This is a genomic window from Streptomyces sp. NPDC101194 (assembly GCF_044767885.1).
GTDB lineage: Bacteria > Actinomycetota > Actinomycetes > Streptomycetales > Streptomycetaceae > Streptomyces.
Genome location: NZ_JBIWOS010000005.1, coordinates 607,627 through 632,252, shown reverse-complemented (window position 1 = coordinate 632,252; position 24,626 = coordinate 607,627). Strand labels below are relative to the sequence as shown.

Sequence of the window (24,626 nt, the reverse complement as noted above, 5' to 3'; positions counted from 1 at the left end):
ACTCCGCCTACTGAGCGGCGAACTCCGCACCCACCGCGCGAGCCGGGACCGGCACGGCAGCACCGACGCTGCCCGTGCCGGTCCTTCGGCATGCCATTTGACGGCGAGTCAGCACGTCCGGGACTTGCGGCGGGCCTGCCGACCGGCGTCTTCCGGAAGGGCGTGGACGAGATGCTCCGAGGTGCGCGCAGAAGGGCGGGCGGATCGGTGGCCTGACGCTTCCGTGCAACCCGCCCGCGTCTTCGCACCGTGTCTCCGCACCGTGTCTCCGCACCGCGTCTTCGCACCGCGTCTTCGCACCGTGTCTTCGCGCCACGGGCCCGGCTGAGGGGCGTGCGCGTTCCGAATGCGGCGCGAGTCGGAGGCGTCGCCGCGGCCGCCGGTCCGCACGGCCTCCCGCCCTCGACCGGGGGCGTTCGAGGTGGTGTTCCGGATGCCTGCGCCGGGGGCCGGCCGCATCCGCGACACGCGTGCGCGCCCCGCGCCCCGCGGTAGGGGTGCGCGTGCCAGGGCGACTCCCGGGCATGGCCGGCCCCTGGGCTGCTCCCGGGCGGGACGCAGGTCGCGGCGTTAGGCTTCCGGTGAACGGCATACCCGGGCGGAGGGGTGTCGCCCGAGCCCGCCCACGAACCGTGGGTCCGGAGCGGAGGGGATGCCTCCGAGACGAGTTGGCCGAACATCGCGTAGACCATTTAGGTGACTGAGGCATCTAGTGGAGGGAGATCGGTAGGACTCCCTCCATCCTGTTTGCGAGGCCCGCCATGGCAGATACCGAGACCATCTCGTTCCCCCAGGACCGCACCTGTCCGTACCACCCGCCGACCGAGTACCGGTCCAGGGACGACGGGCACCGGCCGTTGTCCCTGGTCAGACTCTTCGACGGCCGCCGAGTGTGGCTGGTGACCGGCCATGCCGAGGCGCGTGCGCTGCTGGTGGACCAGCGGCTGTCGTCGAACCGGGAGAATCCCGCGTTCCCGATGGTCACGGAGCGGTTGGCCCGGAGCACGAAGCGTCGCGTCGAACTGCTCGGTGTCGACGATCCCGAGCACAACGAGCGGCGCCGGATGCTGATCCCGAGCTTCTCCGTGAAGCGGACCGCCGCACTGCGGCCGAGGATCCAGGAGACCGTGGACCGGTTGCTGGACGCCATGATCGAGCAGGGGCCGCCCGCCGATCTGGTGAGTGCCTTCGCACTGCCCGTTCCCTCCATGGTGATCTGTTCGCTCCTCGGCGTTCCGTACGCCGACCATGAATTCTTCGAGTCCCAGTCGCGCAGGCTGCTGCGCGGGCCGGATGCCGCCGACGTCGAGGACGCGCGGGCCGCACTCGACGAGTACTTCCGGACACTGATCAGGCACAAGCGGGCCGAGCCGGGCGAGGGCCTGCTCGACGAGCTCATCGCCCAGCAGCTCGACAGCGGAGCCATCAACGGCGAGGAACTGGTCCAGCTGTCCGAGATCCTGCTGGTGGCGGGCCACGAGACGACCGCGAACATGATCTCCCTGGGTACGTTCACCCTTCTCCAGTATCCGGACCAGCTCGACCGGTTGCGTACGTCCGAGGACCTGATGCCCAGCGCGGTCGAGGAACTGCTGCGGTTCCTGTCCATCGCCGACGCCATCTCACGGGTGGCCACGGAGGACATGGAGATGGCCGGGGTGACCATCCGTGCAGGTGACGGCGTTGTGCTGGCCACTTCGGTGATCAACCGGGACGAGGCCGTGTACGCGGCGCCGGACGAACTGGACCTCGGCCGGCAGTCACGCCACCATGTCGCCTTCGGCTTCGGGATCCATCAGTGTCTCGGCCAGAACCTCGCGCGCGCGGAGTTGGAGATCGCGCTGCGTACCCTCTTCGACAGGCTGCCGGAGCTGCGGCTGGCGGCGCCCGTCGACGAGATCCCGTTCAAGCCCGGCGACACGATCCAGGGCATGCTCGAACTGCCCGTGGCGTGGTGACCGGACCCCTCCCGGAAAGGATGCCGCGGTGATGCGGATCAGTATCGACAAGGATGTGTGCATCGGCGCCGGTCAGTGCGCGCTGACCGCGCCGAAGGTCTTCACCCAGGACGACGACGGCCTCAGCGAACTGTTGCCGGGTCACGAGAAGGACGTGACCGACCCGATGGTCAAGGAAGCCGTCCGCGTCTGCCCGGTGCAGGCGATCACCGTGGAATAGCGGTCACGCCGACGAACTCTTCAGTCGCCGATGAGGGAACGGCGATCCCGCGACGGTTCCGCTGTTCTGTACGGCCCCGGACGACGTGCTCACCCGTCCGGGGCCGTACGGCGTGGAGCGAGGCGCGCCTGCCGCGTCCGCCTCCCGCTCACGCGCGCAGTCGCCCGGAACGGCCCAGCCGACGCCTGAGCAGCAGGAGCACGGCGAGCACGACGACCGGCGTGGCCCACCGCAGCAGGCCCGCCGGACGTGTCGGGCGGGGACGCGACGGGTCGACCGCCGACCCGCTTCCGACCGCTGCGCCGCGCGTATGCGCAGAGTCGGCCCGGCCGGCTCCACCGCGAACATCGGCGGCACCACGAACAAGGCGCGGCGGCCGGAGCCTCGGCCGTCTCGTCTCTGCCGCCGCTACTCGAACCTCGTGGTGTCGCCGGCCCCCCGGCGCACGATCTCGGGCTCGCCGCCGGAAAAGTCGATGACCGTCGTCGGTTCGGTGCCGCAGTCGCCCGAGTCGAGCACGGCGTCCACCACATGGTCGAGCCGTTCCTTGATCTCCCAGCCCTGCGTCAGCGGCTCGTCCTCGTCGGGCAGGAGCAAGGTGCTGGACAGCAGAGGCTCACCGAGGTCGGCGAGGAGGGCCTGAGTGACGACGTGGTCGGGAATCCGCACTCCGACCGTCTTCTTCTTCGGGTGCAGCAACTGGCGCGGCACCTCCTTCGTCGCCGGAAGGATGAAGGTGTAGCGGCCGGGCGTCGCCGCCTTGACCGCGCGGAACACATCGTTGTCGACGTGCACGAACTGACCCAGCTGAGCGAAGTTCTGGCACACGAGGGTGAAATGGTGACGGTCGTCGAGATTCCGGATCGACCGGATCCGGCTGATGCCGTCCCGGCTGCCCAGCCGGCACCCCAGCGCGTAACAGGAGTCCGTCGGGTACGCGACGAGCGCGCCCGATCGGATGCTGTCGGCCACGGTGCGGATGGTGCGTTGCTGCGGATTTTCGGGATGCACGTCGAAATACTTCGCCATCCGGCGAGTCTAAGGGCTCGCGACATCGCTCCCGGGTATGCCGGAGCGGTCACATCGGCACCTCGGCAGCGCGATTCCACCTCGTCGGCCCCACGTCCGCGCCCCGGTGGGGGAACGGCTCGGCCGAGGTGCGGTCGGCGTGCCGGGATCCGGCGCCGTCGGGCTCCGACGGCGCCGGAGCTCACTCCTTGACCGCGCCCGCGTTGGCGCCGTTCACGAAGTAGCGCTGGAAGCAGAAGAACAGCGCGGCCACCGGGATGGTGGAGAGCAGGGCGGCCGCCAGCTTCAGCGGATACTGCGTTCCGCCGCCGAGCCCGCCCGACACGAAGCGTGCCAGGCCCGTGGTGAGCGTCTCGTACTGGCCGGACTGCGTACTGACGAGGAAGTGCGTGAACTCGTTCCACGACCCCTGGAAGGACAGGATCGTCAAGGTGATCAACGCCGGTCTCGCCATCGGCAGGACGACGGACCAGAAGATCCGGAACACGCCCGCCCCGTCGACCCGCGCGGCCTCCTCGACCTCGCGCGGCACCGACTCGAAGAACTGCTTCATGATGAAGATGCCCGCCGCGTCCACCAGCAGCGGCAGGACCATGCCGGTGTACGTGTCGAAGAGCCCGAAGGTGTTGAGCACCAGGAACTTCGGGATGAGCAGGGCCACACCGGGCACCGCCATCACAGCGAGCACGAAGCCGAACAGCACCGAGCGGCCCCGGAAGCGCAACCGCGCCAGCGCGTACCCGGCCATGGAGTCGAACAGCACCCGGCCCGCGGTGACCAGCACCGCCACCAGGGCCGAATTGCCCAGCCAGCGCAGGAACGGCACCTCCCCGCCGGCCTTGCTCAGGCCGAACAGCCGCTGGTACGCGGCCGTGGTCGGAGTGGTGGGCATCAGGGTCAGCGGATGCGCGGCGGCGTCCGGGTCCGTCTTGAAGCCGGTCACCAACTGGATGACGAACGGCAGCAGATAGAGCAGACCCAGCCCCAGCACCGCGGTGTACCCCGCGAGCCGCCACGGCAGCGGGAATCGGCTCAGGACGGGGCGTACCCGGTCGCGCGACGCCGGACGGCGAGAAGGACGCCGTGCCCGGTCGCGTACGGTCGTTCCTGTGGCGGTCATCGGTTCCTCCCGGTGCGTGCGCCACGATCCCGCAGCGCCCAGCGCTGGAACGCGGTGAGGACGAGGATCAGGGCGAGCAGGATGAACGCGATCGCCGCCCCCTGCCCGAAGTCCGCGTCGTCGAAGCCCGCGGAGTACGACAGGAAGGCGGGCGTGAGCGTCGTGTTGCCCGGAGCCCCCTGACCCATCACATACACCTGGTCGAAGACCTGCCAGGTGGAGATCAGCCCCAGGGTCAGGACGAGGAACAGCACGGGACGCAGCGCGGGCAGCGTCACGTACCGGAGCATCTGGCGACGGTTGACCCCTTCCATGGCGGCCGACTCCTCCAGCTCCCGTGGAATGTTCTGGAGTGCCGCGAGGAAGATCAGCATGAAAGTGCCGGAGGTGGTCCACACGGCGAGCAGGATGAGTGTGCACATCGCGACCGAGGGACCCGAGAGCCACTCGAACCACGACAGGCCCATGGTGGAGTGATCGGCCAGGAACCCGGTGGGCCGTTCCGGGTCGACGATTCCCAGGCCGCCCAGGATCAGCGACAGCACACCGCGGGGATCGGCGAACCAGTTCGGTCCCTTGACTCCGATCCAGGACAGCATGGAGTTGACGGCTCCGCTGCCCTGGAAGAGAAAGAGGAAGACCGTGGAGACGGCGATGGAGCTGGTGACCGACGGGAAGAAGAACGTCGTACGGAGGGCGCCACGCCCCCGCAGCATCTTCTGGTTGACGATCAGGGCCAGCCCCAGTGCCAGCAGTGTCTGCAGAGGGACGGTCAGCAGAACGTAGTAGGCGTTGTTGCGCAGGGCGGTCGCGAAGAGCGTGCGGTCCAGTCCGTCCTGCGTGAGCAGCGACCGGTAGTTGTCCAGGCCGACGAAATCGGCCTGGCCGGAGAACGGGTTGGACTGTCCGTCCCAGTGCAGCAGGCTCACCCACAGCGCCATCAGGATGGGCAGCACCATGAACAGGCCGAGGACGAGCACCATGGGGCTGACGAACAGCCAACCCCAGGTGCCCTCCCCGCGAAGGCCCGCGCGCCGGGCGCGAGCCTTCGCGGTCGTACCGGTCACGCCGGGTGCGCTGTCAGGTGCGCCAGGCGTGCCGGTCGTGCCGGGGGTACCGCTCGCGCGCATCGTGCGGTTGGGCATGGGGCTCAGTTGCCCTTCGCGATGGCCTGTTCGCCGTTGCGCTGGAGGTCGGCGAGGATCTTCTTCGGGTCGGCGGTGCGCAGCGACTGCAGATCGGTGTTGAACTGGCTCAGCACCTTGTCGAAGCCGGCGATCGTCACGGGGCCCTGCGCGTAGGCGCTGCCTTCCACCCAGGCCTTGGCGGCCGGCACCTTCTCGGCGTACGTCTTGAGGGCGCTGGTCCGGGACGGCATGACACCGAACGCGTCGGCGAACGCGATCTGCTGCTTGGCCGACGTCAGGTACTTCACGAGGTCGACACTCGCGTCGCGGTGCGCGCTGTCGGCTGCGACGCCCCAGCAGTTGCTGAAGGCGAGGGTGCCCTGTCCGGCCGGCCCGGCGGGCAGCGGCGCGATGGCGTACTTCACATCGGGATAGTCGAGCTTCATGCCGCCCTGGAGCCAGTTGCCCTCGATGGTCATGGCGGCCTTGCCCTTGCCGAGCGCCTCCCCGCCCCAGCTGGTGTCCACCTGCTTGGCGAACTTCATCGAGCCGGACTTGAGCATGGACTGGACGAACTCGAGACCCTTGGCGTTCTCCGGGCTGTCGGCGGTCATCTTCTTCTGGCTCGGGTCGGTGAGCCAGCCGCCCGCCTGCTTCATGAAGACCCCGAGCCGCTGGTACTCGTCACTGGTGACCAGACCGGTGACGCCCTTGCCGGTGAGCTTGTCCGCGACGGTCTTCAGCTCCTCCCAGCTCTTCGGATAGTCCTTCTCCGTCAGCCCGGCCTTCTTCCACAGGTCGGTGTTGATGGCGAGACCGAGGGTGGAGGTGTCCTTCGGCAGGCAGACCAGCTTCCCGTCGTACGAGAACGAGGTCCGCAGCTGCTGGGAGAAGTCGTCGGCGTCGGATATCCGGTCGCCGTACGGGTACAGCGAGCCGCCCTTGGCGTAGTTCGCGAACTGGTCGGTGTTGACGTAGAAGACGTCCGGCGGCTTGTGCCCGGCGAACGCCTGGGCAAGCTGCTGGTTCATGTCCTTGGCGGTCTCGACCGTGACCGAGTTGCCCGACTTCTTCTCGTACGCGGCGGCGGCGGCCTTGACTGCCTGGGTCTCGGTGTCCCCCGAGGTGGCGATCAGTACCGTCAGCTTCTGCTTGCCGGCCTTGTCCTGCTCCGGCTCCTTGTCGCCGAAGCTGGACGAGCAGCCGGTGGCGGCCAGTAGCGCCGCGCAGGTGGCGAAGGCGGCAACGGCCGTACGGGTTCCCATGAGTTCCTCCAGGAGGGATGACACTTGCGGCTCAGCTGCCCGAAAAGGGCGCGCTGTGTACAGACGGCCCGTGGAACGGGCGTTGGGGGGTGGTTCAGTCGTCCGACGTGGACGTGCTCTCGCGCACGACGAGAGACGGTTCGAGCAGGACGCGTTCGGGCGGAGCGCCTACGTCCGACATCCGGGCCAACAGCAGTCGGACGCATTCGCGGCCGACGGCCTCCAGTGGCTGGGCGACGGTGGACAGTCCGGGGGACAGGAGCGCGGCCGTGGGGGAGTCGTCGAAGCCGATGACCGCGACATCCCTGCCCGGCGTGGCTCGGCGCTCGCGCAGGGCGTGATAGCAGCCCAGTGCGAGCATGTCGCTGGCGGCTATCACGGCCGTCGCACCCGCGTCGAGCAGCGGTCCGACAGCGGCCTGCGCCGAAGCGATGTCATCGACGCTCCGTGCCCGCCTGCCGCGCACCGGAAGTCCGTGGCGGCGCATGGCGCGCTGCCAGCCCATGGCGCGGTCGTCGCCGACCCCCGAGCCGCCCGGCCAGCCGAGGAACGCGATTCTGCGATGCCCCAGGCCGACCAGATGCTCGACCGCGGCGTCCGTGCCCGCGGCGCCGTCGACATCGACCCAGTCGCCGATCTGCCGGCCGGACCACATCCGGCCGAAGCCCACGAACGGTACCCCGCGCTTCTCCAGCCAGGCCTGGCGCCGGTCGCCGCGGTCGGTGCCGCTCAGCACGAAACCGTCCACGCTGTGCAGGTCGAGGAGTTCCTCGTACCCGTCCAGGCCGGCGCTGTCGGGGGACGAGGCGAAGAGCAGGATCCGGTACCCGGCCTCGTCGGCCGTTTGGGACAGGGCGTGCAGGAACCGGTCCATGACCGCGGCCGAGGTGTCCGGGGCGGTGGGACGGATGCCGTACCCGATGAGTTTGCTGGAGCGGGTGCGCAGGGTCTGCGCCGCTCGGTGCGGGCGATAGCCCAGTTCGTCGATGGTGCGCAGAACCCGGTCCAGGGTCTCCGGACGCAGCAGTTCGGGCGAATTGAGTGCGTTCGACACCGTTTGCGGAGACACTCCGGCCCGCCGTGCGACCGTGGCCAGGGTCACCGAGGCGGCCTTGGGCGCGGGGGTGTTGGGGGAGCGGGGCATGAGGGTCTCCGGAACCGGTTGTGCGAACTGACGAGATTATTGGAGCGTTCCAAAAGCGTTGTCAACGCCCTGATGTCGTCGTTAGGGTTCTTGGAACGCTCCAATGCCTGAGAGGTTCTGCTCTGTTGGACACCACTGTCAAGACCCACGACATAACAAACTCCGAGACGGAGGCCGGCCCGTCGGTCGAAGGCCTCCAGCCGTTCCTGCACGACGCCTGTGTGACGCTGTACGCTCCGAGCTTCGCGATCTCGCACGACGACGGGCAGATCGAGGGTTCGGCCGACGGCTTCTACCACGGTGACAGCAGGGCACTTGCCCGGCTGACCGTCGCGGCGGACGGAATCGCGCTTGCCCCGGTGCGCGGAGCTTTCGAGGGAGCGGACCGTGCTGCCTTCCGTAGTGTGCTGCGCGGGCTGGGCGAGGAGACGGCGGACCCGGCGACCACCCTGCACCGGCGCCGCCGCGTCACCCCCGGGCACCTGGAGGAGACCCTCGAAGTCGTCAACGCAGGGCGGCAGCATGTCCGTTTCCGGCTGATCGTCACCGCCGGAACGGACCTCGCCCCGGTCGAGCGCGTCAAGTCAGGACACGCGCAGAGCCCGGTCACCGCCACCGCCACCGGAAGCGGACTGGACTGGTCCCGCGACGGCTTCGCCGTACACCTCACCAGCTCCCCGGAGCCCGCCGCCGTCGACCCGGCGGCCGGACGGCTGGAGTACGACATCGCACTCGCCCCCGGCTCGTCATGGACCGCCGTACTGGACTGCGAGGCGGCGCACGAGGAAGGCGACCAGTTCCCCGCGCCTCCCGCGCAGAGCCTGCCCTGGCGTACACCGGCACTGCGCAGCGCCGACCGGCGCTTCGACCACTGGCTGAGCCAGTCGGCCGCCGACCTCGACCGGTTGCGGCTGACCGACCCGGAGGCGCCCGCCGACCAGTTCCTGGCGGCCGGTGCCCCGTGGTTCCTCACGCTCTTCGGCCGCGACTCGCTGTGGGCGGCCCGCATGATGCTGCCGCTGGGCACCGAACTCGCCGCCGGCACGCTGCGCACGCTCGCCCGGCGACAAGGCACGAAGTCCGCCCCGGACACCGAGGAACAGCCCGGCAAGATCCTGCACGAAGTGCGCCGTGCCACCCAGGACTTCAACGAGAACTTCTCCCTGCCGCCCTGTTACTACGGCACGGTCGACGCCACCCCGCTCTGGATCACCCTGCTGCACGACTCCTGGCGCTGGGGCCTCGCGCCCGAGCAGGTCGAGCAGCTCCTGCCGCACGCGGAGTCCGCCCTCGCCTGGATGCGTGACCACGGCGACGCGGACGGGGACGGCTTCCTGAAGTACATCGACCACACCGGGCGGGGCCTGGCCAACCAGGGCTGGAAGGACTCCGGCGACTCCATCCGGTACCGCGACGGAGGCTTCGCCGCGTCCCCGATCTCGCTCTGCGAGGTCCAGGCGTACGCGTACGAGGCGGCCCGCGGTGGCGCGGACCTGCTGCGCGCCTTCGGTCGCCCCGGTGCCGACCGGTGGGAGGAGTGGGCCGAGCGGCTGAGCGATCGCTTCCGCAAGCACTTCTGGGTGGAGGACGAGCGGGGACCGTACCCGGCGGTGGCGCTCGACCGGGAGAAGAAGCCGGTCGATTCGGTCACTTCGGGCTTCGGTCACCTGTTGGGCACGGGCCTGCTCAACCACGAGGAGAGCGCCCTGCTGGCCGCCAGGCTCAGCGCGCCCGACCTCGATTCGGGCCATGGTCTGCGGACCCTGAGCAGTGACTCCGTGGCCTACAACCCGTACGGCTATCACATCGGTTCCATCTGGCCGCACGACACCGCGATCGCGGTGCACGGCCTGGTCAGGGCCGGGTTCCCCGAGGCGGCCGCATCCCTGTCCGAGGGGCTGCTGACCGCGTCGGCGGCCTTCGACGCGCGGCTGCCCGAGCTGTTCGCCGGCCATGGCGCGGCGATCGACGCGCGGCCCTCGCCCTATCCGGCGTCCTGCCGGCCGCAGGCCTGGGCGGCGGCCTCGTCCGTCATGATCCTCCAGTCGGTGCTCGGTCTCTCCGCCGATGTCCCCGGCGGAACGCTCACGGTCGCGCCCGCGTTCGCGGAGGCGTACCGGCCGCTGAAGGTCGAGGGGCTCGACGTCGCGGGCGGGCGGCTCGACATCTCCGTCGACGCGGACGGTACGGCGCACATCGAGGCGCCCGAGGGCCTCGTGGTGAAGAGGCAGCACGCGACGCCCCGTTGACACGGGCGGCTGTGCCCGGTCCGGGGCTGGACCCTGCGAGCCCGAGCGGGGACCTGACTCGGACCGGGCGGCCGATGCCGACCCCGACAGGCGTCGGCAGCGATGGTGGTACGACGGGAGACGCACCGGCGGCCGGCCTGCCGGCGTGCCCGGTCCGGGCACGCCGCGTCTCCCGGGCGGTTTCCGGAAGGAGGGCGGCCGAGGCCGGGCCGGGGCCTCTCGTCAAGATCCTGCCCGGCTCACGTGCCCCGGTGTCGCGCCTCGTTCAGTCCTTCGTCCCTGCGCACTCGCGTGCCCGGCGCAGTGCCTGATGGACCGACCAGAGGACGGACACGAGGGGCACCGCCACCACCGCGCCCAGCACCCCCGCCGCGATGGCGCCGCCGATCACCGCGAGTGCGACGACCACCGGGTGCAGGCGGACCGCCCAGCTCATCACGATCGGGTGCAGCAGATGGCCCTCGATCTGGCCGATGACCACGATCAGCGCGATGACGACGGCCGCTACGATCGGCCCTTTCGACGCCAGAGCCACTACGGCGGCGACCGCGAGGGCGATCGGCGACCCGATCAGCGGAATGAAGGCGGCGAAGAACTCCAGCAGCGCCAGCGGAAGCGCCAGCGGTACCCCGAGCGCGAACAGGGCCAGTCCGACGAGTACCGCGTTGGTCGCCGCCACCAGGAGGATGCCGTGCGTGTACCCGGTGAAGGTGCGCCACGCCGCACGGCCCGCGATCGCCACCCGGGTACGGGCGGCCCGCGGAAGCTGGTCGCAGAACCAGTCCCACTGCCGGTCGCCGGAGTGGATGAAGAAGACCGAGCAGAACAACCCGAGCACGAACACCGTCACCACCTCCACCAGTCGCCCGACGCCACTCACGGCCGTGCTGATGAGAGTGGAACGATGGCGGGACAGGAATTCCCCGATCCGGGACTTGATGTCATCGAGCGCTGCGGGGTTCAGCCGGAACGGCCGCCCCTCCAGCCAGCGCTCGATGCGGCCGAGACCGTCGCCGAACTCCCGCTCCAGCCCGGCGCGCCCGTTGGCGACCGTCTCACCGACGAGGGACAGAACACCGAGGACGAGGACGGCACTGCCGATCAGTGCGAGGCCGACGGCGAGCGGCCGGGGCATCCGGCGCGCCAGGAGATCCGCCACCGGACGCAACAACGCGGTGCCGACCAGGCCGAGAAAGACGGCTGCCGCCACCTCGTGGAACCGCCCCAGCACCGCGAAGACCGCGTACACGACCGCTCCCACGGCGAGGATCCGCCAGGAGTACGCGGCGGCCGTCTGCAGCGCCGGGTTCACGCGTGGTACGTACGGCCGACCGGGCCGCGCCTGCCGCAGGTCCGAGTCCCGGGCCGCAGGGCGCGGCATGCCGCGCAGCGCCTGGCGTGACGCGGCGCGGATCCGGTGGCGCCGTCCTTCGGACGGCGCCCCGGCTTCCGTGTGGTCGGGCTGCGGATGCGATGGCCTGGGCATTCCCTGCTGGTACCAAGCAGAGGACGCGTCGTTGCGGGCCCGTGCGGCGACATGCGCGGGAAGTCACCCTATGGGCGGAGCCGGATGCCGTGGAGCGGCGGCGAGAGCCCTGACGTCACGCTGTCCGGATGCCGAGCCCATCCGCCCGTGTCCTTCGTGACTCCCTTCTTCGCCCCCGTGCCGCCCCTCGTCCGCACCTTCGGCGGCCGGGCGCGGGCTCTGCGGGATCGGCGAGTGATCCTCCCGGCCCGTTCCGCGTCGATCTGCGACGGCGGTTGACGGGCGCATACTGGGAGGAGACGCTCAACAGGAGGATGCGATGATCGTCCTAGGTGTCATTCTGCTGGTCATCGGTCTGGTGGCGGGCATCTCGATCCTGTGGACCATCGGTGTCGTGCTCGTCGTCATCGGCATCGCTCTCTGGATCCTGGGTGCCGTCGGGCATGCCGTGGGCGGCCGTCGGCATTACTGGTAGGAACCGACCGGCAGGGCCCGTCTCCGCACCGACGGGATCGGTGACCGCGGCACGGGGCGATGCCGGGTACCGTCGGCAACTCACTCTCCACGACGCCGGCCGAACCCCGTCCGACTCCGGCGCATCGCCCGGTGAGGCGCGGCCCCGATGGAAATGCGCCGTCCGGAAACCGCCGGACACAGGGCTTCGAGCAGCACAGAATCGTCCATGGACCGGCCAAAGCCCATGGAGGGAATGACCGATGACACTCCGCACGGCCATCGGTGCGAGCCCCTGCTGATCACCGGTCCCGTCACCGGCTGAATCAACGCGGACGGCTTCCTGCCCGGCCGTGCCGGGGGTCGGGGCGCGAGAGACAACCGCCGCGCCGCGAAGGCGTCGCCGAGTCGGCGACCGGGCTGCCGCCCGACCCGCTTCGCCGCGCCCCTTCCGTCACGCCGCGACGTTGCCCAAGCCCCACTCCCTCGCCCATCGCGTACTGAGGAAAGAGACTCGTGATCGACACAACACATCCGGCCGGGACGGTCAGCGAACTGGTCGACGCCACGGACTGGGAGGCGCTCACAGAAGAAGTCGACGGGCACGGCAGCGCGCTCACCGGACGGCTTCTCGACCCCGCCCAGTGCGGCGAACTCGCGGATCTGTACGGCGAGAACGAGCGCTTCCGCTCCACCGTCGACATGGCCCGTCACCGTTTCGGCTCCGGCCGGTACCGCTACTTCACCCACGACCTGCCCGAGCCGGTGAGGGAGTTGCGTCAGGCCTTCTACCCGCACCTGCTGCCGATCGCCCGCGACTGGGCCCACAGGTTGGGAAGGCCCGCTCCGTGGCCCGATGAACTGGAGGAGTGGCTCGGCATGTGTCACGAGGCCGGACAGTCCAAGTCCGCCCAGATCCTGTTGCGTTACGGGTCCGGAGACTGGAACGCCCTGCACCGTGACGTCTTCGGCGACATGCTCTTCCCTCTCCAGGTCGTCATCGGACTCGACGCGCCGGGCACCGACTACACCGGTGGGGAGTTCCTGATGACCGAGCAGCGCCCCCGCGCCCAGTCCCGGGGATCGGCCATCCTCCTTCCGCAGGGGCACGGGCTGGTCTTCACCACCCGGGACCGTCCGGTCGCGTCCAGGCGGGGCTGGTCGGCCGCACCCATGCGGCACGGTGTCAGCACCGTCCGCTCAGGCCGACGTCGGACTCTCGGCCTCGTCTTCCACGACGCCGGATGAACGGCCGCACCGATGTCCGTCGCAGAGGCGACAGACGCGTGCGCGCACTGCTCGGCCCGGACCGTGAGCCCCGCCGCAACGCGCCTTGCCGGGCACGCTCGGCGGAGGCCGGTGGGGCTGCGGAGGACACCTCATGAGCCCGACCGAGGACGCCGCGCGCGGCAGGTCACCCGGGCTCCGAGCCCCCGCCGTCGACCACCCGGCACCGGGTGCGCACACGGAAGCGGAACTGGCTGCGTTGATCGGCCTGCTGAGCGCTTCGCGCCCGGACATCCGGTCCGTGGCCGTCGGGCACGGGCGCGACACCAACTCCCGCACCGCGGCAGAGGCGTTCGTCCGCGCATGGCAGTCCCTGCACAAGGACGTCCTTGCCGTCGTCGACTGGCCGGAGGACGCCGCCTCGTGGTTGCGCCCCGCCCGGCGACTGACGGCGCAGACCCCGGACGCGTGGGTGCTGGCCGGTGCGGCGCTCGGAACGGCCCGGCTCGTCCGGCGCCTGCGCCGTTCCACCGACTGGGAACCGGTCCGCACCTTCGGTTTCGCCTCGCTCGGCACCTCCCTGCTCGTCGAACTCGCCGGTGCCGGGACCGTGCACGGTCTGCGCGGCGCCTCCGCGGACGGGGGCACCTGGGAGATGCGCCGCGGCTGGACCACCCCCTACGGGCCTTCGGACGTCCTGCCCGAATGACGTGGGGCAGGCCCGGCGCGGCGAAGCGGCCCGGTCCTGAGCCGAAGCGCGCTGCGGCGGGGGCCCGACGAGGAGTTCCGTCGACGCGTCGGGACCGCGCAAGTAACATCGCGGATCCAAGCCGCTGTCGTCGCCCGCTGTCGGCAGCGCCGTGCCAGGGAGAACCATGCTGAAGGCTTTCGAGGACCTGTCCACACCGCTGGTGGCCGATGCCTGCCTCCGCGTCGACGTGCCCCTGCGCATCGCGCCGTCCGGAATCGGCGCGGTGGTCTCCGGGCACCGGATCGCGGGCCCGGCGCTGCCGGTGCGGCACTACGGCAGCGTGGATGTGTTCCTGGAGGCGTTCGGCGCGGCGGACCAGGGCGACGTGCTGGTCATCGACAACGGCGGCCGGTCGGACGAGGCGTGTGTCGGAGACCTGGCGGTGCTCGAGGCCGAGGCCGCGGGCGTGGCGGCCCTGGTGGTGTGGGGGCTGCACCGCGACACCTCGGAACTGGGGGAGATCGGCGTTCCCGTGTTCAGCTACGGCAACTACCCTTCCGGCCCCGTGCGGTTGGACGAGCGGGAGCCCGAGGCCCTGACCACGGCGCGATTCGGCCCGCACCTGGTGAGCGCGGAGGACGTCGTCTTCGGCGACGAGGACGGAGTGCTGTTCGTCCCGGCCCCACGTGTCGAGGAGGTGCTGGCCACCGCGCACGAGATCCGCGGGACCGAGCGCGAACAGGCCCTCATGATCAGAGCGGGCGAGACACTGCGCAAGCAGACCTCCTTCGACGACTATCTGGCCCGGCGCACAGCCGATCCGTCGTACACGTTCCGCCAGCACCTCCGGCGGACCGGTGGGGCCATCGAGGAGTAGGCCGCGGGCGACCGCCCTGTGCGCGGCCACGGTTCGGGAGGTGCCGGTGGCCGGCCCGGGTGACGGGTTTCCGGCCACCGGCGCATGAGCCCGGGACAGGGGCGGTGGGGCCCGGTCGGGGCGCCCGGTGGATCACGCGGCGCGGTCGACGAAGAACGGGAACAGCGCCAGGAGTTCACCGAGCGCGGCCGGGGCCAGTGGGACACCGTCGAGGCTGCGGCGGGCGCTGTCCAGGTGCCGGTGGGCCTCGGCCAGCGTCGCCGTACGCCCGCCGGCTTCTTCGACGAGGTCGGCCGCCCGTCGGGCCGTGGTGGCGTCGAGCGGGTTGCCGGAACCCAGGAGCGCGGCGAGGTGCCGGGCGGCGGGGTCGTCCGTGGCCAGGGCCGCGAGGACGGGGTACGTCTTCTTCAGCCTGCGCAGATCGCTGTGGACCGGCTTGCCCGTGCGCTCCGGATCTCCCCAGATCCCGAGGAGATCGTCCACGGCCTGGAATGCCACTCCGAGGTGCCGACCGGCCCCGGCGAGGGCGTCGACGGTCGCGGCCGGGGCTCCGGCGAGGAGTCCACCGAGGCCCGTCGCGCACCCGAGCAGCGCGCCGGTCTTGTGCTCGGCCATCCACCGGTACTCGTGGGGTCGCACCGCTTCGGGCCCGGTCCAGGGGCGGGTCTCGAAGAGCAGGTCCTCGGCCTGGCCGCGCACCAGGTCGGTCAGCGTTCCGGCGAGATGCCGGACCGCGGCCCCGCCGTGCGCGCCGGGCGAATCGGCCAGTGTCTGGACGGCCAGTGCGAAGAGCGCGTCCCCTGCGAGGATCGCCGGGCCGGTCCCGTACACCTTCCAGACGGTGGCGCGCTGTCTGCGGGTCTCGTCGCCGTCCATGATGTCGTCGTGGAGGAGGGAGAAGACGTGGATCAGCTCGACGGCGACCGCGCCGACGACGGCATCCTCCGCGGGCGCGCCGGCGGCCTCGGCGCTGAGCAGTGCGAGCGCCTGGCGCACCCCCTTGCCCTGTGAGCCGGGGACGGGGCTGCCGTCCACTCCACCCCAGCCGAGGGAGAACGCGGCCATCTCCGCGTGCCAGGGATGCAGACGCTGCACAGCTCCGGCCAGCGCGGGGCGGACGAGATCGCGGCAGCGGGCGAGGATGTGCGGTGCCGCGGCCCGGTGGGTTACGGGCGAGGTTGTCATCGGTGTCCGCTCTCCTCGTCGCCATCGCCGTCGATCGGTGTCACGCCGAGTTCCGCGTACGCCTTGTCCACCATGTCCCGGGCGTTGAGCAGGCCGATCCGGCTGAGGGTGCGGCGCAGCTCGCCGAGGTCGGCGGCGGTCTCGTCCCGGTCCCGGCCGAGCCGGGCCAGCGACTTGACGAGACCGAGCCGGGCGAGGGCTTCGCCCCGGGGTTCGGCCATCGCGCGGAACTCGGCGAGTGCCTCCTCGTACACCTGACGTGCTTCCTCGTACCGGTGGGCACGGAAGAAGACGTTGGCGCGCATCTTGCGGTTGTACGCCAGTGCGCTGGACAACTTCATCTCGCGGCAGGTGAGTTCCGCCTCCGTGAGCAGGGCCAGAGCGCGCTCGGGGTCGTCCCGCAGGGAGATGATGTCGGCCATGCCGCGCAGGGCCCATGCGCGGCCACGCCGGTCGTCCGCGTTCCCGGCCAGTTCGGCCGCTTCCTCGAACATGGCAAGGGCACTGTCGAGCGATCCGGTGTTGCGGTGGATCTGTGCGATTCCCTCCAGGGCCCACACGGTGTGCCGTGCCTCGCCACGGGCTCGCGCTTCGGCGAGCAGTTGTTCGTGCAGCACCGCGACGGTCTCGTAGTCGCCCTGTATGCGCCCGGTCTCGGCGAGGCCGGCGAGGGAGTAGCCACGGGCGACGACATCCCCGCCACGCTTCCCCATGTCGGCGGCGAGACCCAACAGGCGGAATGCGAGCCTGAGTTCACCGCGCTGCCGGGCAAGTGTCCCGCCGCTCCACAGCGCCCATGCCATCGCGCCCAGGTCACCGGCCGAGCGGGCGGCCCGGTAGCTGGCCTTCCACGCCTGATCGGCTTCCGCGATGTTGCCGAGTCGGCGATGAGCCTCGGCCACCGCGAGCCCGCACTTCGCCACTTCCTTCTGGGAGCCGCTGAGTTCGGCCTCTCTCAAGTGATGTACACCCTCCGCGAGTACATCCGTGAGAGAGGAGTTCACCGACATCTTGGTGAGAGCGCCTTGGTACTCGGGCGCCATTGCCTTGCTGTGCATGGGTGCCTTTCGCGCGCGGCCGGGTTCGGCGGCGGAGCAACTATGCACGTCATGTATACATTTTGTGCATAGTTGACCGGTGGTCGAACCCGGGCGTTCGTGGGGGGTCGGAGGTGGCAGGTGACGTGCGGCGAACCGCCTTGTTGTGGATCAAGACGACGGTCGGCTGGTTGAGGTTGCTCCGTGAGCGGCAGAAGTCGTCGGCGCTTCACGGCGAGGGGCAACGCGTCGGCAGCGGCCGGCGGCCGGACCGCGGGATCGCCCCGGGGCCACGCACGGCACCGCACGGGGCCGACCGGCGGACGGCCCGAGGACCGGAGTCCTGCCCGATCCGGCGGACGGTGTGCGGCGCACGCATGGGAGATCCTGCCGGGCGCCCCGCCGGTGCGGTGCGCATCGCACCGGCGGGGCGCCTTGCGAAGCGCCCCGGGCGTCTCCTGGCTAAGCTCGTCGAGGGGCCGAGTACCAGATCGACGGAGGCTCCCATGACCATGACGTTCGAACCACGCGATGTGGCCCCCCGCCTCGCCATCGGCGCGTTCATCCTGAACTCCGGCCTGGGCAAGGTGAAGGCGGACGAGGAGACGGCGCGGGCCGTGCACGGCATGGCCTGCGTCGCCTACCCGTTCCTCGAGAAGCTGGAGGCCGGGCGATTCACCCGGATGCTCGGCTGGTCGGAGGTCACGATCGGTGGTGCGCTGCTCGCCCCCGTCGTGCCGACCCGGCTGGCGGGACTGGCGCTGACCGGGTTCTCCAGCGGACTCCTCGGCCTCTACCTGCGTGTTCCCGGCATGCGGGAGCCCGGCAGCCTGCGCCCCACCCAGAACGGCATCCCGCTGGCCAAGGACTCCTGGATGCTGGGCGTCGGTCTGGGTTTCCTGGCTGCGGGCTGCCATCGGGGACGTCGGGGTGCATCGAGGTGCCCCCGACGCCGGGCCCGGGGCTGACCGATCACCCCTCGGTCGGGCGGGCCGCGGCGGTTCGTTCGCCGCGCGGGGCGGGGGCGTCGGCGCGCGAGGGCGTCGGTTCCAGACGCCAGACGCGGGCCGGCGGGACGTTCGCCCACACCATGCGTCCCTGGGCAGGCCCGCGCCGCCGGTATGCGGCGAGGACGGCCTCGACCGCCCGGTGCCGGGCCACCTCGGCGGAGGGGGCGACCAACCGGCGGGCTCGGGCCGTGCCGATGTACGCGAAGTAGGTCAACGACCCGCCGGGGCGCAGCAGATCCAGGTAGCGGTCCATCAGGGAGGCGACCGTGTCCGGACCGAAGTTGGTGAACGGCAGGCCCGAGATGATCACGTCGTAGGACTTGTGCGTGTCCAGGAGCTCGATACGCGTCTCGTGAACCCGCACCCGAAGCGGGCTCCGACCGGGGCTCGGCGCGTGGCCGTGGAGCCGGACGTGGGGATGCGCCGAACGGCCCTCCCGGTCCGGGCGCGGTTCGTCGACGACGTGGCGCAGGACGGCCGCGAAGCGCGGGTTGGCCTCGACCACGTCCAGCGAGCTGCCCGGGGCGAGCAGCGGCAGCAGGAAGCGGGTGACGGGGCCCGTGCCCGTCCCCACCTCCAGCACGTCCAGCGGCTGTCCGGCCCGCTCGCCGACCGGTTCACAGAGGGCGGAGGCGAGACGCCGGCTGCTGGGTGCCACCGCGCCGGTGGTGCGGAAGCCGTGTACGGCCTCGGTGACGAAGAGCCGGGTGTCGGTGAAGCGGGGCCATGAAGTCATACCGGTGACGCCAGGGAGCGCGAACTCCATGGAAATCGGCCGATGTGTCCGGGCGAACCGGTACCGATGTCATCGAAGAGGCGTAGGAAACCCCCACGAAAGCAGGGGGTGGACGCGACCGGAGGCCGATGGGCCCGGGGTGATGACGTGCCTACGATCGGCCGGTGGAACGCGAATACCCGCATCGAGGTCCGGGCGGCTGCGGATGAGCGAGAGCACGGTGAAGGCCCACGTCAGCCGCATCTTGACTACCCTGGAGGTGGGAAACCGTGTCCAGGCGGCACTGGCCGCCCGGGACGCTGGGCTGATGGCTGATGGCTGATGGCTGATGGCTGACCCGAGCCGGACGCCGTCGCGTGGTGCTCAACGGTGGCCGGCCGGCCGGGACGCGTTGCCCCCAGGGGGCTCGGTTCCGTGATCCCGTGGGCGGAGCCCGCTCCGGCCGCGGATCCAAGGAGTGATCATGAGCGAGTCAGAAGAATACCGAGGTCGTGTGAAGCAGATGCGTGCCAAGGCCAAGGACCTTGAGGAGGCGGCCGAGCGCACCACCGACCCCAAGGAACGTCAGCGCCTGAAGGACAAGGCCCGCAGGATCGAAGCGGAGAGTGATCAGGTCAGCGGCATGGCGAGCGGGGACATCTACCCCATGAAGTAGTCGCCCGGCCGTACCCCGGCCCCTCCGCCCGGCGCCGTGCACGCCTGTCGGCCGCGGGCCCTCGAACGTCATCGTCCGGGCCCGCGCGCACGCCGGGGCCGACCGGGGAATCCTGGCGCGGGCCGGACGTTGAACAAGGATGTGAGCTCCGTGATCGCATCCACCCGGTTTTCCGTCCTCGACCGCTCCCGAACCCGCGAGGGCCACGACGGCCCGGAAGCGCTGCGCGACACCGTGCGTCTCGCCCAGGAGGCCGAAGCGCTCGGCTTTCACCGGTTCTGGGTGTCCGAGCACCACAGCGTGCCGGGCATCGCCGGTTCGGCGCCGACCGTGCTGGCAGCGGCCGTCGCGGCGGCGACATCGACCATTCGGGTCGGTACGGGCGGCGTGATGCTTCCCAATCATCAACCACTGGTGGTGGCCGAGCAGTTCGGGGTGCTGGAATCGCTCTTCCCCGGCCGGATCGACATGGGCCTCGGACGCTCGGTGGGCTTCACCGACGGTATTCGCCGCGCGCTCGGCCGGGACAAGTCGGCCGCGGAGGACTTCGCCGGCCGGCTCGACGAACTCCTCGGCTGGCTGGCGGGTACGCAGCGCATCCACCCGCAGGTCCATGCCCGCCCCGCGGAAGGGCTGCGCATACCTCCGTTCGTACTGGCCACCGGCGAGGGGGCCGGTATCGCCGCCGCGGCCGGGCTGCCGCTGGTCGTCGGCGACCTCCGCGGCCGGGAGCAACTGCTGCGGGCCGTCGAGCGCTATCGTCGGGAGTTCCGCCCCTCGTCCTGGGCCCCTGAGCCCTATGTCGTCGTGTCGGGAACGATCGCGCTCGCGAGGAGCGCGGAGGAGGCCCGGCGTCTTCTGGTGCCGGAGGCCTGGTCCATGGCCCACTCCCGGACGCATGGCGTGTTCCCGCCGCTCGCCCCCGCCGAACGGATCGAGGCGCTGACCATGACGGAGAAGGAGCGTGCCTTCTTCGAGAAGGGACTGCGCGGCCATCTCCAGGGAACGGAGGACCACGTGTTCCCGGCGCTCGAAGCGGCGATCGAGGAGACCGGGGCGGACGAGGTGCTGGTCAGCACCAGCACCTATGACCGCGCGGCTCTGCTGGATTCACTGCGCCGGCTGGCCGGGCTCGCGGATCTGACGAGCGACAGGAGCGAATCCGCCGCCCCGGCATGATGGTCGCCGCACCGCCCGAGGCCCCGACGAACCGTGCGGGTCGCCTCCCCGTCGTCACCACGACCGCAGGCCGTGCCGGGCGCGGCGCGTGTCGATCGTGGGGGAGAAGTACCGGAGCGGCCATGGTGAGGGAATGAACAGCGTTGATCTTTTGACGGATGCTTTCACTCGCGTGCAGGAGGCGGTGCATTCGGCGGTCGAGGGCGTTTCGCGCACCGATCTCCATGCCCGTCTCGACGACGGAGCGAACACGATTGCCTGGCTCGTGTGGCACCTCACGCGGATCCAGGACGACCATGTGTCGGACGCGGCCGGGATCGAGCAGGTCTGGTTCACCCACGACTGGGCCTCGCGTTTCGATCTGCCCTTCGCGAAGGAAGCAACCGGTTACGGACACAGCAGCGCGGACATCGCGGCTGTGCGGGTGGGCTCGGTCGAACTGCTGAGCGGCTACTACGACGACGTCCACGAACAGACCCTCCGGTTCCTGCGTGGGCTCGACGGCAGGGCTCTGAACCGTGTCGTGGACGAGTCGTGGTCGCCCCCGGTCACCTTGGGGGTCCGTCTGATCAGTGTCATCTCGGACGATCTGCAACACGCGGGCCAGGCGGCCTTCGTCCGCGGTGTGCTCGAACGCCGATAGAACTCGGCGTGGACGGGGGCATGTCGGGCCGGTGAGGCAGTCGGCATCCGCCGACGCCCGCCGCGCTCCCGGTCCTCCGGAGCCGCGGCCGTGGAGGACATGGCTTCGGCTTCCGGAGGACCCGGGCGGCTCAGCGCTTGAGGGCGACGCCGCTCACGGCGTGGCCCTGCAGGGCGTTCGCCGGGTTCTGTTCGGGATCGGGGCGCCAGGCCGATGTCCTGACGACGCCCGGTTCCACCAGTTCCAGGCCGTGGAAGAAGTCGGCGATCCGTTCAGGGCTGCGCAGATGGTACGAACTGGCCGAGTTGGCGTTGTACGAGGCAACGGCACGGTTCAGCGCGTCACTTGTGTTCGTGCCGTCGCTCAGGGCCAGATAGCTTCCCGGGGGGAGCGCGTCCACCAGTCGGTCGACCAGTGCCCAGGGGTCGTCCTCATCGGGCAGTTGTCCCATGATGCCCAGCATGGTCAGCCCGACCGGCCGGCTGAAGTCCAGTGTCTTGGCGGCCTCGGAGAGGATCGCGTCGGCGTCCCTGACATCGGCGTCGATGTACGCGCAGGCACCCTCGGGAGTGCTGGTGAGCAGCGCACGGGCATGGGTGAGGACGAGCGGGTCGTTGTCGACGTACACGATCCTGGACTCCGGGGCCACCCGCTGGGCCACCTCGTGCGTGTTGTCGGCGGTGGGCAGGCCCGTGCCTATGTCGAGGAATTGGCGGATGCCCGCCTCCGCGGTGAGGAAGCGCACCGCGCGGGCGAGGAAGGCCCGCTGGAGGCGGGCGACGTCGGCGAAGTCCGGGAACATCTTGAGGATCATGTCGCCCATCTGGTGGTCGACGGTGTAGTTGTCCTTGCCGCCCAGGATGTAGTTCCACACCCGTGCCGAGTGCGGCCGGTCCGTCTGAAGTCTGTCGGCCGGCGACTGCGAAGAAGTACTCATGGCACGATCCTGGCATATGCCAAACCTGTCTGCCGAGGTGCCGATCACCGGTGCCTTCCCACAGGGGACCGCCTCCGGCCGGAGGCGGTCCCCCGCGGATCGCATCACGGATCCTCGGTCAACGAATGCCCATGGTGGTGGACTTGAAGGCCCGCAGGGCCTTCCCCCTTCGGGGCGGCGGGAGTCGAGCGGTGCGACGGCGCCGGTTCAGGCATGGTCGTGCGCCGTCGGCGTGCTCTGGTGAGGGAGGACGGGGCCCGTGCGGGGCGCGTACTGGGCCGCCTGGGTACGGAACATGGAGGCGTAGCGCCCGTCGGCCGCGATCAGTTCGTCGTGGGTGCCGTGCTCGACCAGGCGGCCCCTGTTCAGCACGTGGATGGTGTCGGCGTGGCGGACGCCGGACATGCGGTGGGTCACCAGCACGACCGCCCGATGCGGACCGGCGAGCTGCCGGATCCGGTCGAACGCGGCGATCTCCGCTTCGGGGTCCAGGGCCGAGGTCGGCTCGTCGACGATCAGCACGCTGTCCGCCGCGCAGGTCTTCGTCCGCCAGTGCGTGCGGGCGAGGCCGATCTTCTGCCACTCACCGCCCGAGATCTCCGACGCGCCACGGAACATGCGGGCCAGCAGCGTCGCCAGTCCGTGGGGGAGTTTCGCGACGACCGGCGACGCTCCGGCGTACTCGACCGACCGTTCCAGCTCCTCGTCGGTGGCGGCCCGCAGGGGGCGTCCGATGCGGATGTTCATCGCGGCGGTCACCGGCCACCGCTCGAAATCCTGTGTCAGCAGCGACACCCGCTCGAAGAGCCGGGCCCGGTCGAGATCGGTCTCGTCCACACCTCCCCAGCGCACCCGGCCGCTCTGTGGCAGCAGCAGTCCGGCGACGATCTTCATCAGCGTGGACTTGCCCGATCCGTTCTCACCGACGACGGCGGTCACCGACCCCATGGGGAGCGACAGGGACACCTCGTCGAGGGCGGGCTCGTCACGGTCCGGATATCGGTAGGTCACCTTCTCCAGTACCACCGCGCCGACACGGTCAGGAAGGTCCTGACCACCGGTGGGGATGGCGCGGCGGGCGGCCTCGCCGAGGAATCGGTCGTGGTCCTGTACGTACAGACTCTCCTCGTGGAGCTGATTGACGTTCATGACGAGGCCGCCGAGGTTCGCCGAGCCGGAGCGCACCGCGACAACGGCCGTGCCCGCGACGGCGAGTTCCATGTGCCCGGACACGATGAGCCAGCCGAGGACGGCGTACGTCCCGACCACGGCGATCCCGGACATGCCCGCGGCCACCAGTTCGGTGAGGCCCTTGTCCGTCGCGAGTCGCTTCTGTTCCGCCTCCGCGCTCTCGGCCATGTCCTCGTACCGTTCCAGCAGGAACCGGCCCACCGCATGGATGCGCACCTCCTGAGCCGCGCTGCGGGACGTGAGCAGTGAGCCGATCAGACGGCTCGCACGCACGTGCTCGATCCAGGTCATCACCGACACGTACCGCTTCTGCGCCACCCGCATCGCCCCCCAGCCGCGGGGCGCGGCGATCAGCACCAGCATCGGCAGCAGCGCAGGGTGCAGAACGGTGAGGACGCCGCCGGTCGCGAGGAGGGAGATGGCCCCGTTCAGAGCGGCGACGCAGGCGCCGATCATGCGCCGGGCGGAGGCGGCGCCGTACTGTGCGACTTCGATGAGGCGGCGGAACTCCGGATCCTCGATCGCCTCCAGCTCCACCGCCGCCGCGGCGGCCAGGTACTCCGTCGTGGCCAGCCGCTCCACCAGGGGCTCCAGACGCCCCGCCCGCGCGGTCGACCAGCAGGCCAGGCATGCGCTGATCACCGCGATCGCCCCGGCCGCGGCCATTGCGGGCAGCGCCTCGTACAACCGGTCGACCGGGGCCCTCGTACCGAGCAGCGCGTGCATCACGGCATTGACCGCGAGCAGCCCGACCGCTGCGGCGACCCCCTGTCCGATCTCGCTCACGGCCAGCACCACCAGAGCCGGGCGATCTGCGCGCCAGGCCCGCCGCAGGGTGGTGCCGACCAGCCGGGGCAGCACACGCACCGCCTCGGGCATGGTCAGGTCCAGCGTCGACAGCTCGTGCTCGGACCAGCCCGTGTCATAGCGCAGGGGACCGCCGAACAGTTCCTTCTCGCTTGCGGAGACGGCCGGCTCGGCCATCCGTACCCGCCCGAAGACCTTCATGCCGCACCCGCTTCCTCATCCCCGAGCGGCACCGCGGGACGGACCGGGCCGGACCGCGCGTCAACGAGGTGCCGCGGGGGCGGCGCGTGCGAAGGAAGATTCTCGAACACCAGGTGAAGAACGGTTGGGATGGGACCGAGACTCACGGTTCCTCCTCGAAGTCGGCCGTGCCGGACGTGTGATCGGAAAACGCGTGGAA

At 70.5% G+C, this 24,626-nt stretch carries 22 protein-coding genes and 1 pseudogene; 12 read left to right on the top strand and 11 right to left on the bottom strand.

Annotated features, from left to right (window positions below; all coding sequences use genetic code 11):
• Nucleotides 1–761: 761 nt before the first annotated feature.
• Both ACIRP2_RS22495 and ACIRP2_RS22490 read left to right on the top strand, forming a co-directional pair.
• A complete protein-coding gene (locus ACIRP2_RS22495; RefSeq protein ID WP_404252867.1) occupies nucleotides 762–1,958 on the top strand; it encodes a cytochrome P450 in 1,197 nt (398 codons plus the stop codon).
• Between the two features lie 31 nt (nucleotides 1,959–1,989).
• Nucleotides 1,990–2,178 (top strand): ferredoxin, encoded by a 189-nt coding sequence (locus tag ACIRP2_RS22490; RefSeq protein ID WP_376221696.1) that lies wholly within the window; start codon nucleotides 1,990–1,992, stop codon nucleotides 2,176–2,178.
• A 408-nt stretch (nucleotides 2,179–2,586) separates the two neighbouring features.
• Here the strand turns inward: ACIRP2_RS22490 and ACIRP2_RS22485 are convergent, their stop codons facing one another.
• The 5 genes from ACIRP2_RS22485 to ACIRP2_RS22465 form a co-directional block, all read right to left on the bottom strand.
• Nucleotides 2,587–3,207 (bottom strand): L-threonylcarbamoyladenylate synthase, encoded by a 621-nt coding sequence (locus tag ACIRP2_RS22485; RefSeq protein WP_404252865.1) that lies wholly within the window; start codon nucleotides 3,205–3,207, stop codon nucleotides 2,587–2,589.
• A gap of 181 nt (nucleotides 3,208–3,388) precedes the next feature.
• Nucleotides 3,389–4,327: a carbohydrate ABC transporter permease gene (locus ACIRP2_RS22480; RefSeq protein ID WP_404252863.1), complete on the bottom strand. Its 939-nt coding sequence runs from the start codon at nucleotides 4,325–4,327 to the stop codon at nucleotides 3,389–3,391.
• Nucleotides 4,324–5,472 (bottom strand): carbohydrate ABC transporter permease, encoded by a 1,149-nt coding sequence (locus tag ACIRP2_RS22475; RefSeq protein ID WP_404252861.1) that lies wholly within the window; start codon nucleotides 5,470–5,472, stop codon nucleotides 4,324–4,326. Before ACIRP2_RS22475 ends, ACIRP2_RS22480 begins: the two co-directional genes overlap by 4 nt.
• Before the next feature lie 5 nt (nucleotides 5,473–5,477).
• Complete coding sequence (locus ACIRP2_RS22470; RefSeq protein WP_404252859.1) at nucleotides 5,478–6,719, bottom strand: extracellular solute-binding protein; 1,242 nt, start codon at nucleotides 6,717–6,719, stop codon at nucleotides 5,478–5,480.
• Nucleotides 6,720–6,813: 94 nt separating this feature from the next.
• Nucleotides 6,814–7,863, bottom strand: coding sequence for a LacI family DNA-binding transcriptional regulator (locus ACIRP2_RS22465; protein ID WP_404252857.1), 1,050 nt, complete (start codon nucleotides 7,861–7,863; stop codon nucleotides 6,814–6,816).
• A gap of 125 nt (nucleotides 7,864–7,988) precedes the next feature.
• On the opposite strand from ACIRP2_RS22465, the gene ACIRP2_RS22460 reads away from it, so the two are divergent.
• Nucleotides 7,989–10,112 (top strand): glycogen debranching N-terminal domain-containing protein, encoded by a 2,124-nt coding sequence (locus tag ACIRP2_RS22460; protein ID WP_404252855.1) that lies wholly within the window; start codon nucleotides 7,989–7,991, stop codon nucleotides 10,110–10,112.
• A gap of 265 nt (nucleotides 10,113–10,377) precedes the next feature.
• On the opposite strand, the gene ACIRP2_RS22455 is transcribed toward ACIRP2_RS22460, so the two are convergent.
• Nucleotides 10,378–11,493 carry an AI-2E family transporter gene (locus ACIRP2_RS22455; protein ID WP_404252933.1) on the bottom strand — a complete coding sequence of 372 codons (1,116 nt, stop codon included), beginning with the start codon at nucleotides 11,491–11,493 and terminating at the stop codon, nucleotides 10,378–10,380.
• 424 nt (nucleotides 11,494–11,917) lie between these two features.
• Between ACIRP2_RS22455 and ACIRP2_RS22450 the strand changes: the two genes are divergently transcribed.
• The 4 genes from ACIRP2_RS22450 to ACIRP2_RS22435 all read left to right on the top strand — a co-directional run bounded on the left by ACIRP2_RS22450 (nucleotide 11,918) and on the right by ACIRP2_RS22435 (nucleotide 14,846).
• The gene (locus tag ACIRP2_RS22450) at nucleotides 11,918–12,073 is read left to right on the top strand and encodes a DUF6131 family protein (protein WP_404252853.1); all 156 of its coding nucleotides are present in this window, start codon (nucleotides 11,918–11,920) and stop codon (nucleotides 12,071–12,073) included.
• Nucleotides 12,074–12,567: 494 nt separating this feature from the next.
• Nucleotides 12,568–13,299 carry a 2OG-Fe(II) oxygenase gene (locus ACIRP2_RS22445; protein WP_404252851.1) on the top strand — a complete coding sequence of 244 codons (732 nt, stop codon included), beginning with the start codon at nucleotides 12,568–12,570 and terminating at the stop codon, nucleotides 13,297–13,299.
• Nucleotides 13,300–13,432: 133 nt separating this feature from the next.
• Entirely contained in the window at nucleotides 13,433–13,987 is a 555-nt protein-coding gene (locus ACIRP2_RS22440; protein ID WP_404252849.1) for a hypothetical protein, read from the top strand.
• A gap of 166 nt (nucleotides 13,988–14,153) precedes the next feature.
• On the top strand, nucleotides 14,154–14,846 hold the full coding sequence (locus tag ACIRP2_RS22435; RefSeq protein ID WP_404252847.1) for an RraA family protein: 693 nt from the start codon (nucleotides 14,154–14,156) through the stop codon (nucleotides 14,844–14,846).
• 132 nt (nucleotides 14,847–14,978) lie between these two features.
• Here ACIRP2_RS22435 and ACIRP2_RS22430 read toward each other — a convergent pair whose 3' ends face one another.
• Both ACIRP2_RS22430 and ACIRP2_RS22425 read right to left on the bottom strand, forming a co-directional pair.
• A complete protein-coding gene (locus ACIRP2_RS22430) occupies nucleotides 14,979–16,031 on the bottom strand; it encodes a polyprenyl synthetase family protein (RefSeq protein WP_404252845.1) in 1,053 nt (350 codons plus the stop codon).
• Nucleotides 16,028–17,089, bottom strand: a complete 1,062-nt coding sequence (locus ACIRP2_RS22425; RefSeq protein WP_404252843.1) for a tetratricopeptide repeat protein — start codon at nucleotides 17,087–17,089, stop codon at nucleotides 16,028–16,030. Before ACIRP2_RS22425 ends, ACIRP2_RS22430 begins: the two co-directional genes overlap by 4 nt.
• Before the next feature lie 485 nt (nucleotides 17,090–17,574).
• Between ACIRP2_RS22425 and ACIRP2_RS22420 the strand changes: the two genes are divergently transcribed.
• Nucleotides 17,575–18,036 carry a hypothetical protein gene (locus tag ACIRP2_RS22420; RefSeq protein WP_404252841.1) on the top strand — a complete coding sequence of 154 codons (462 nt, stop codon included), beginning with the start codon at nucleotides 17,575–17,577 and terminating at the stop codon, nucleotides 18,034–18,036.
• A 4-nt stretch (nucleotides 18,037–18,040) separates the two neighbouring features.
• Here the strand turns inward: ACIRP2_RS22420 and ACIRP2_RS22415 are convergent, their stop codons facing one another.
• Nucleotides 18,041–18,814, bottom strand: a complete 774-nt coding sequence (locus ACIRP2_RS22415) for a class I SAM-dependent methyltransferase (RefSeq protein ID WP_404252839.1) — start codon at nucleotides 18,812–18,814, stop codon at nucleotides 18,041–18,043.
• A 196-nt stretch (nucleotides 18,815–19,010) separates the two neighbouring features.
• Here ACIRP2_RS22415 and ACIRP2_RS22410 point away from each other — a divergent pair.
• The 4 genes and pseudogenes from ACIRP2_RS22410 to ACIRP2_RS22395 form a co-directional block, all read left to right on the top strand.
• Nucleotides 19,011–19,136: pseudogene (locus tag ACIRP2_RS22410) on the top strand (LuxR C-terminal-related transcriptional regulator); the annotation flags it as partial.
• 141 nt (nucleotides 19,137–19,277) lie between these two features.
• Nucleotides 19,278–19,469, top strand: a complete 192-nt coding sequence (locus tag ACIRP2_RS22405; RefSeq protein WP_351083309.1) for a DUF6381 family protein — start codon at nucleotides 19,278–19,280, stop codon at nucleotides 19,467–19,469.
• Nucleotides 19,470–19,610: 141 nt separating this feature from the next.
• Nucleotides 19,611–20,648, top strand: coding sequence for an MsnO8 family LLM class oxidoreductase (locus tag ACIRP2_RS22400; RefSeq protein ID WP_404252837.1), 1,038 nt, complete (start codon nucleotides 19,611–19,613; stop codon nucleotides 20,646–20,648).
• Between the two features lie 133 nt (nucleotides 20,649–20,781).
• The gene (locus tag ACIRP2_RS22395) at nucleotides 20,782–21,291 is read left to right on the top strand and encodes a DUF664 domain-containing protein (protein ID WP_404252835.1); all 510 of its coding nucleotides are present in this window, start codon (nucleotides 20,782–20,784) and stop codon (nucleotides 21,289–21,291) included.
• A 130-nt stretch (nucleotides 21,292–21,421) separates the two neighbouring features.
• On the opposite strand, the gene ACIRP2_RS22390 is transcribed toward ACIRP2_RS22395, so the two are convergent.
• Nucleotides 21,422–22,228, bottom strand: coding sequence for an SAM-dependent methyltransferase (locus ACIRP2_RS22390; RefSeq protein ID WP_404252833.1), 807 nt, complete (start codon nucleotides 22,226–22,228; stop codon nucleotides 21,422–21,424).
• A gap of 207 nt (nucleotides 22,229–22,435) precedes the next feature.
• Nucleotides 22,436–24,427, bottom strand: a complete 1,992-nt coding sequence (locus ACIRP2_RS22385; protein WP_404252831.1) for an ABC transporter ATP-binding protein — start codon at nucleotides 24,425–24,427, stop codon at nucleotides 22,436–22,438.
• Between the last annotated feature and the right edge of the window lie 199 nt (nucleotides 24,428–24,626).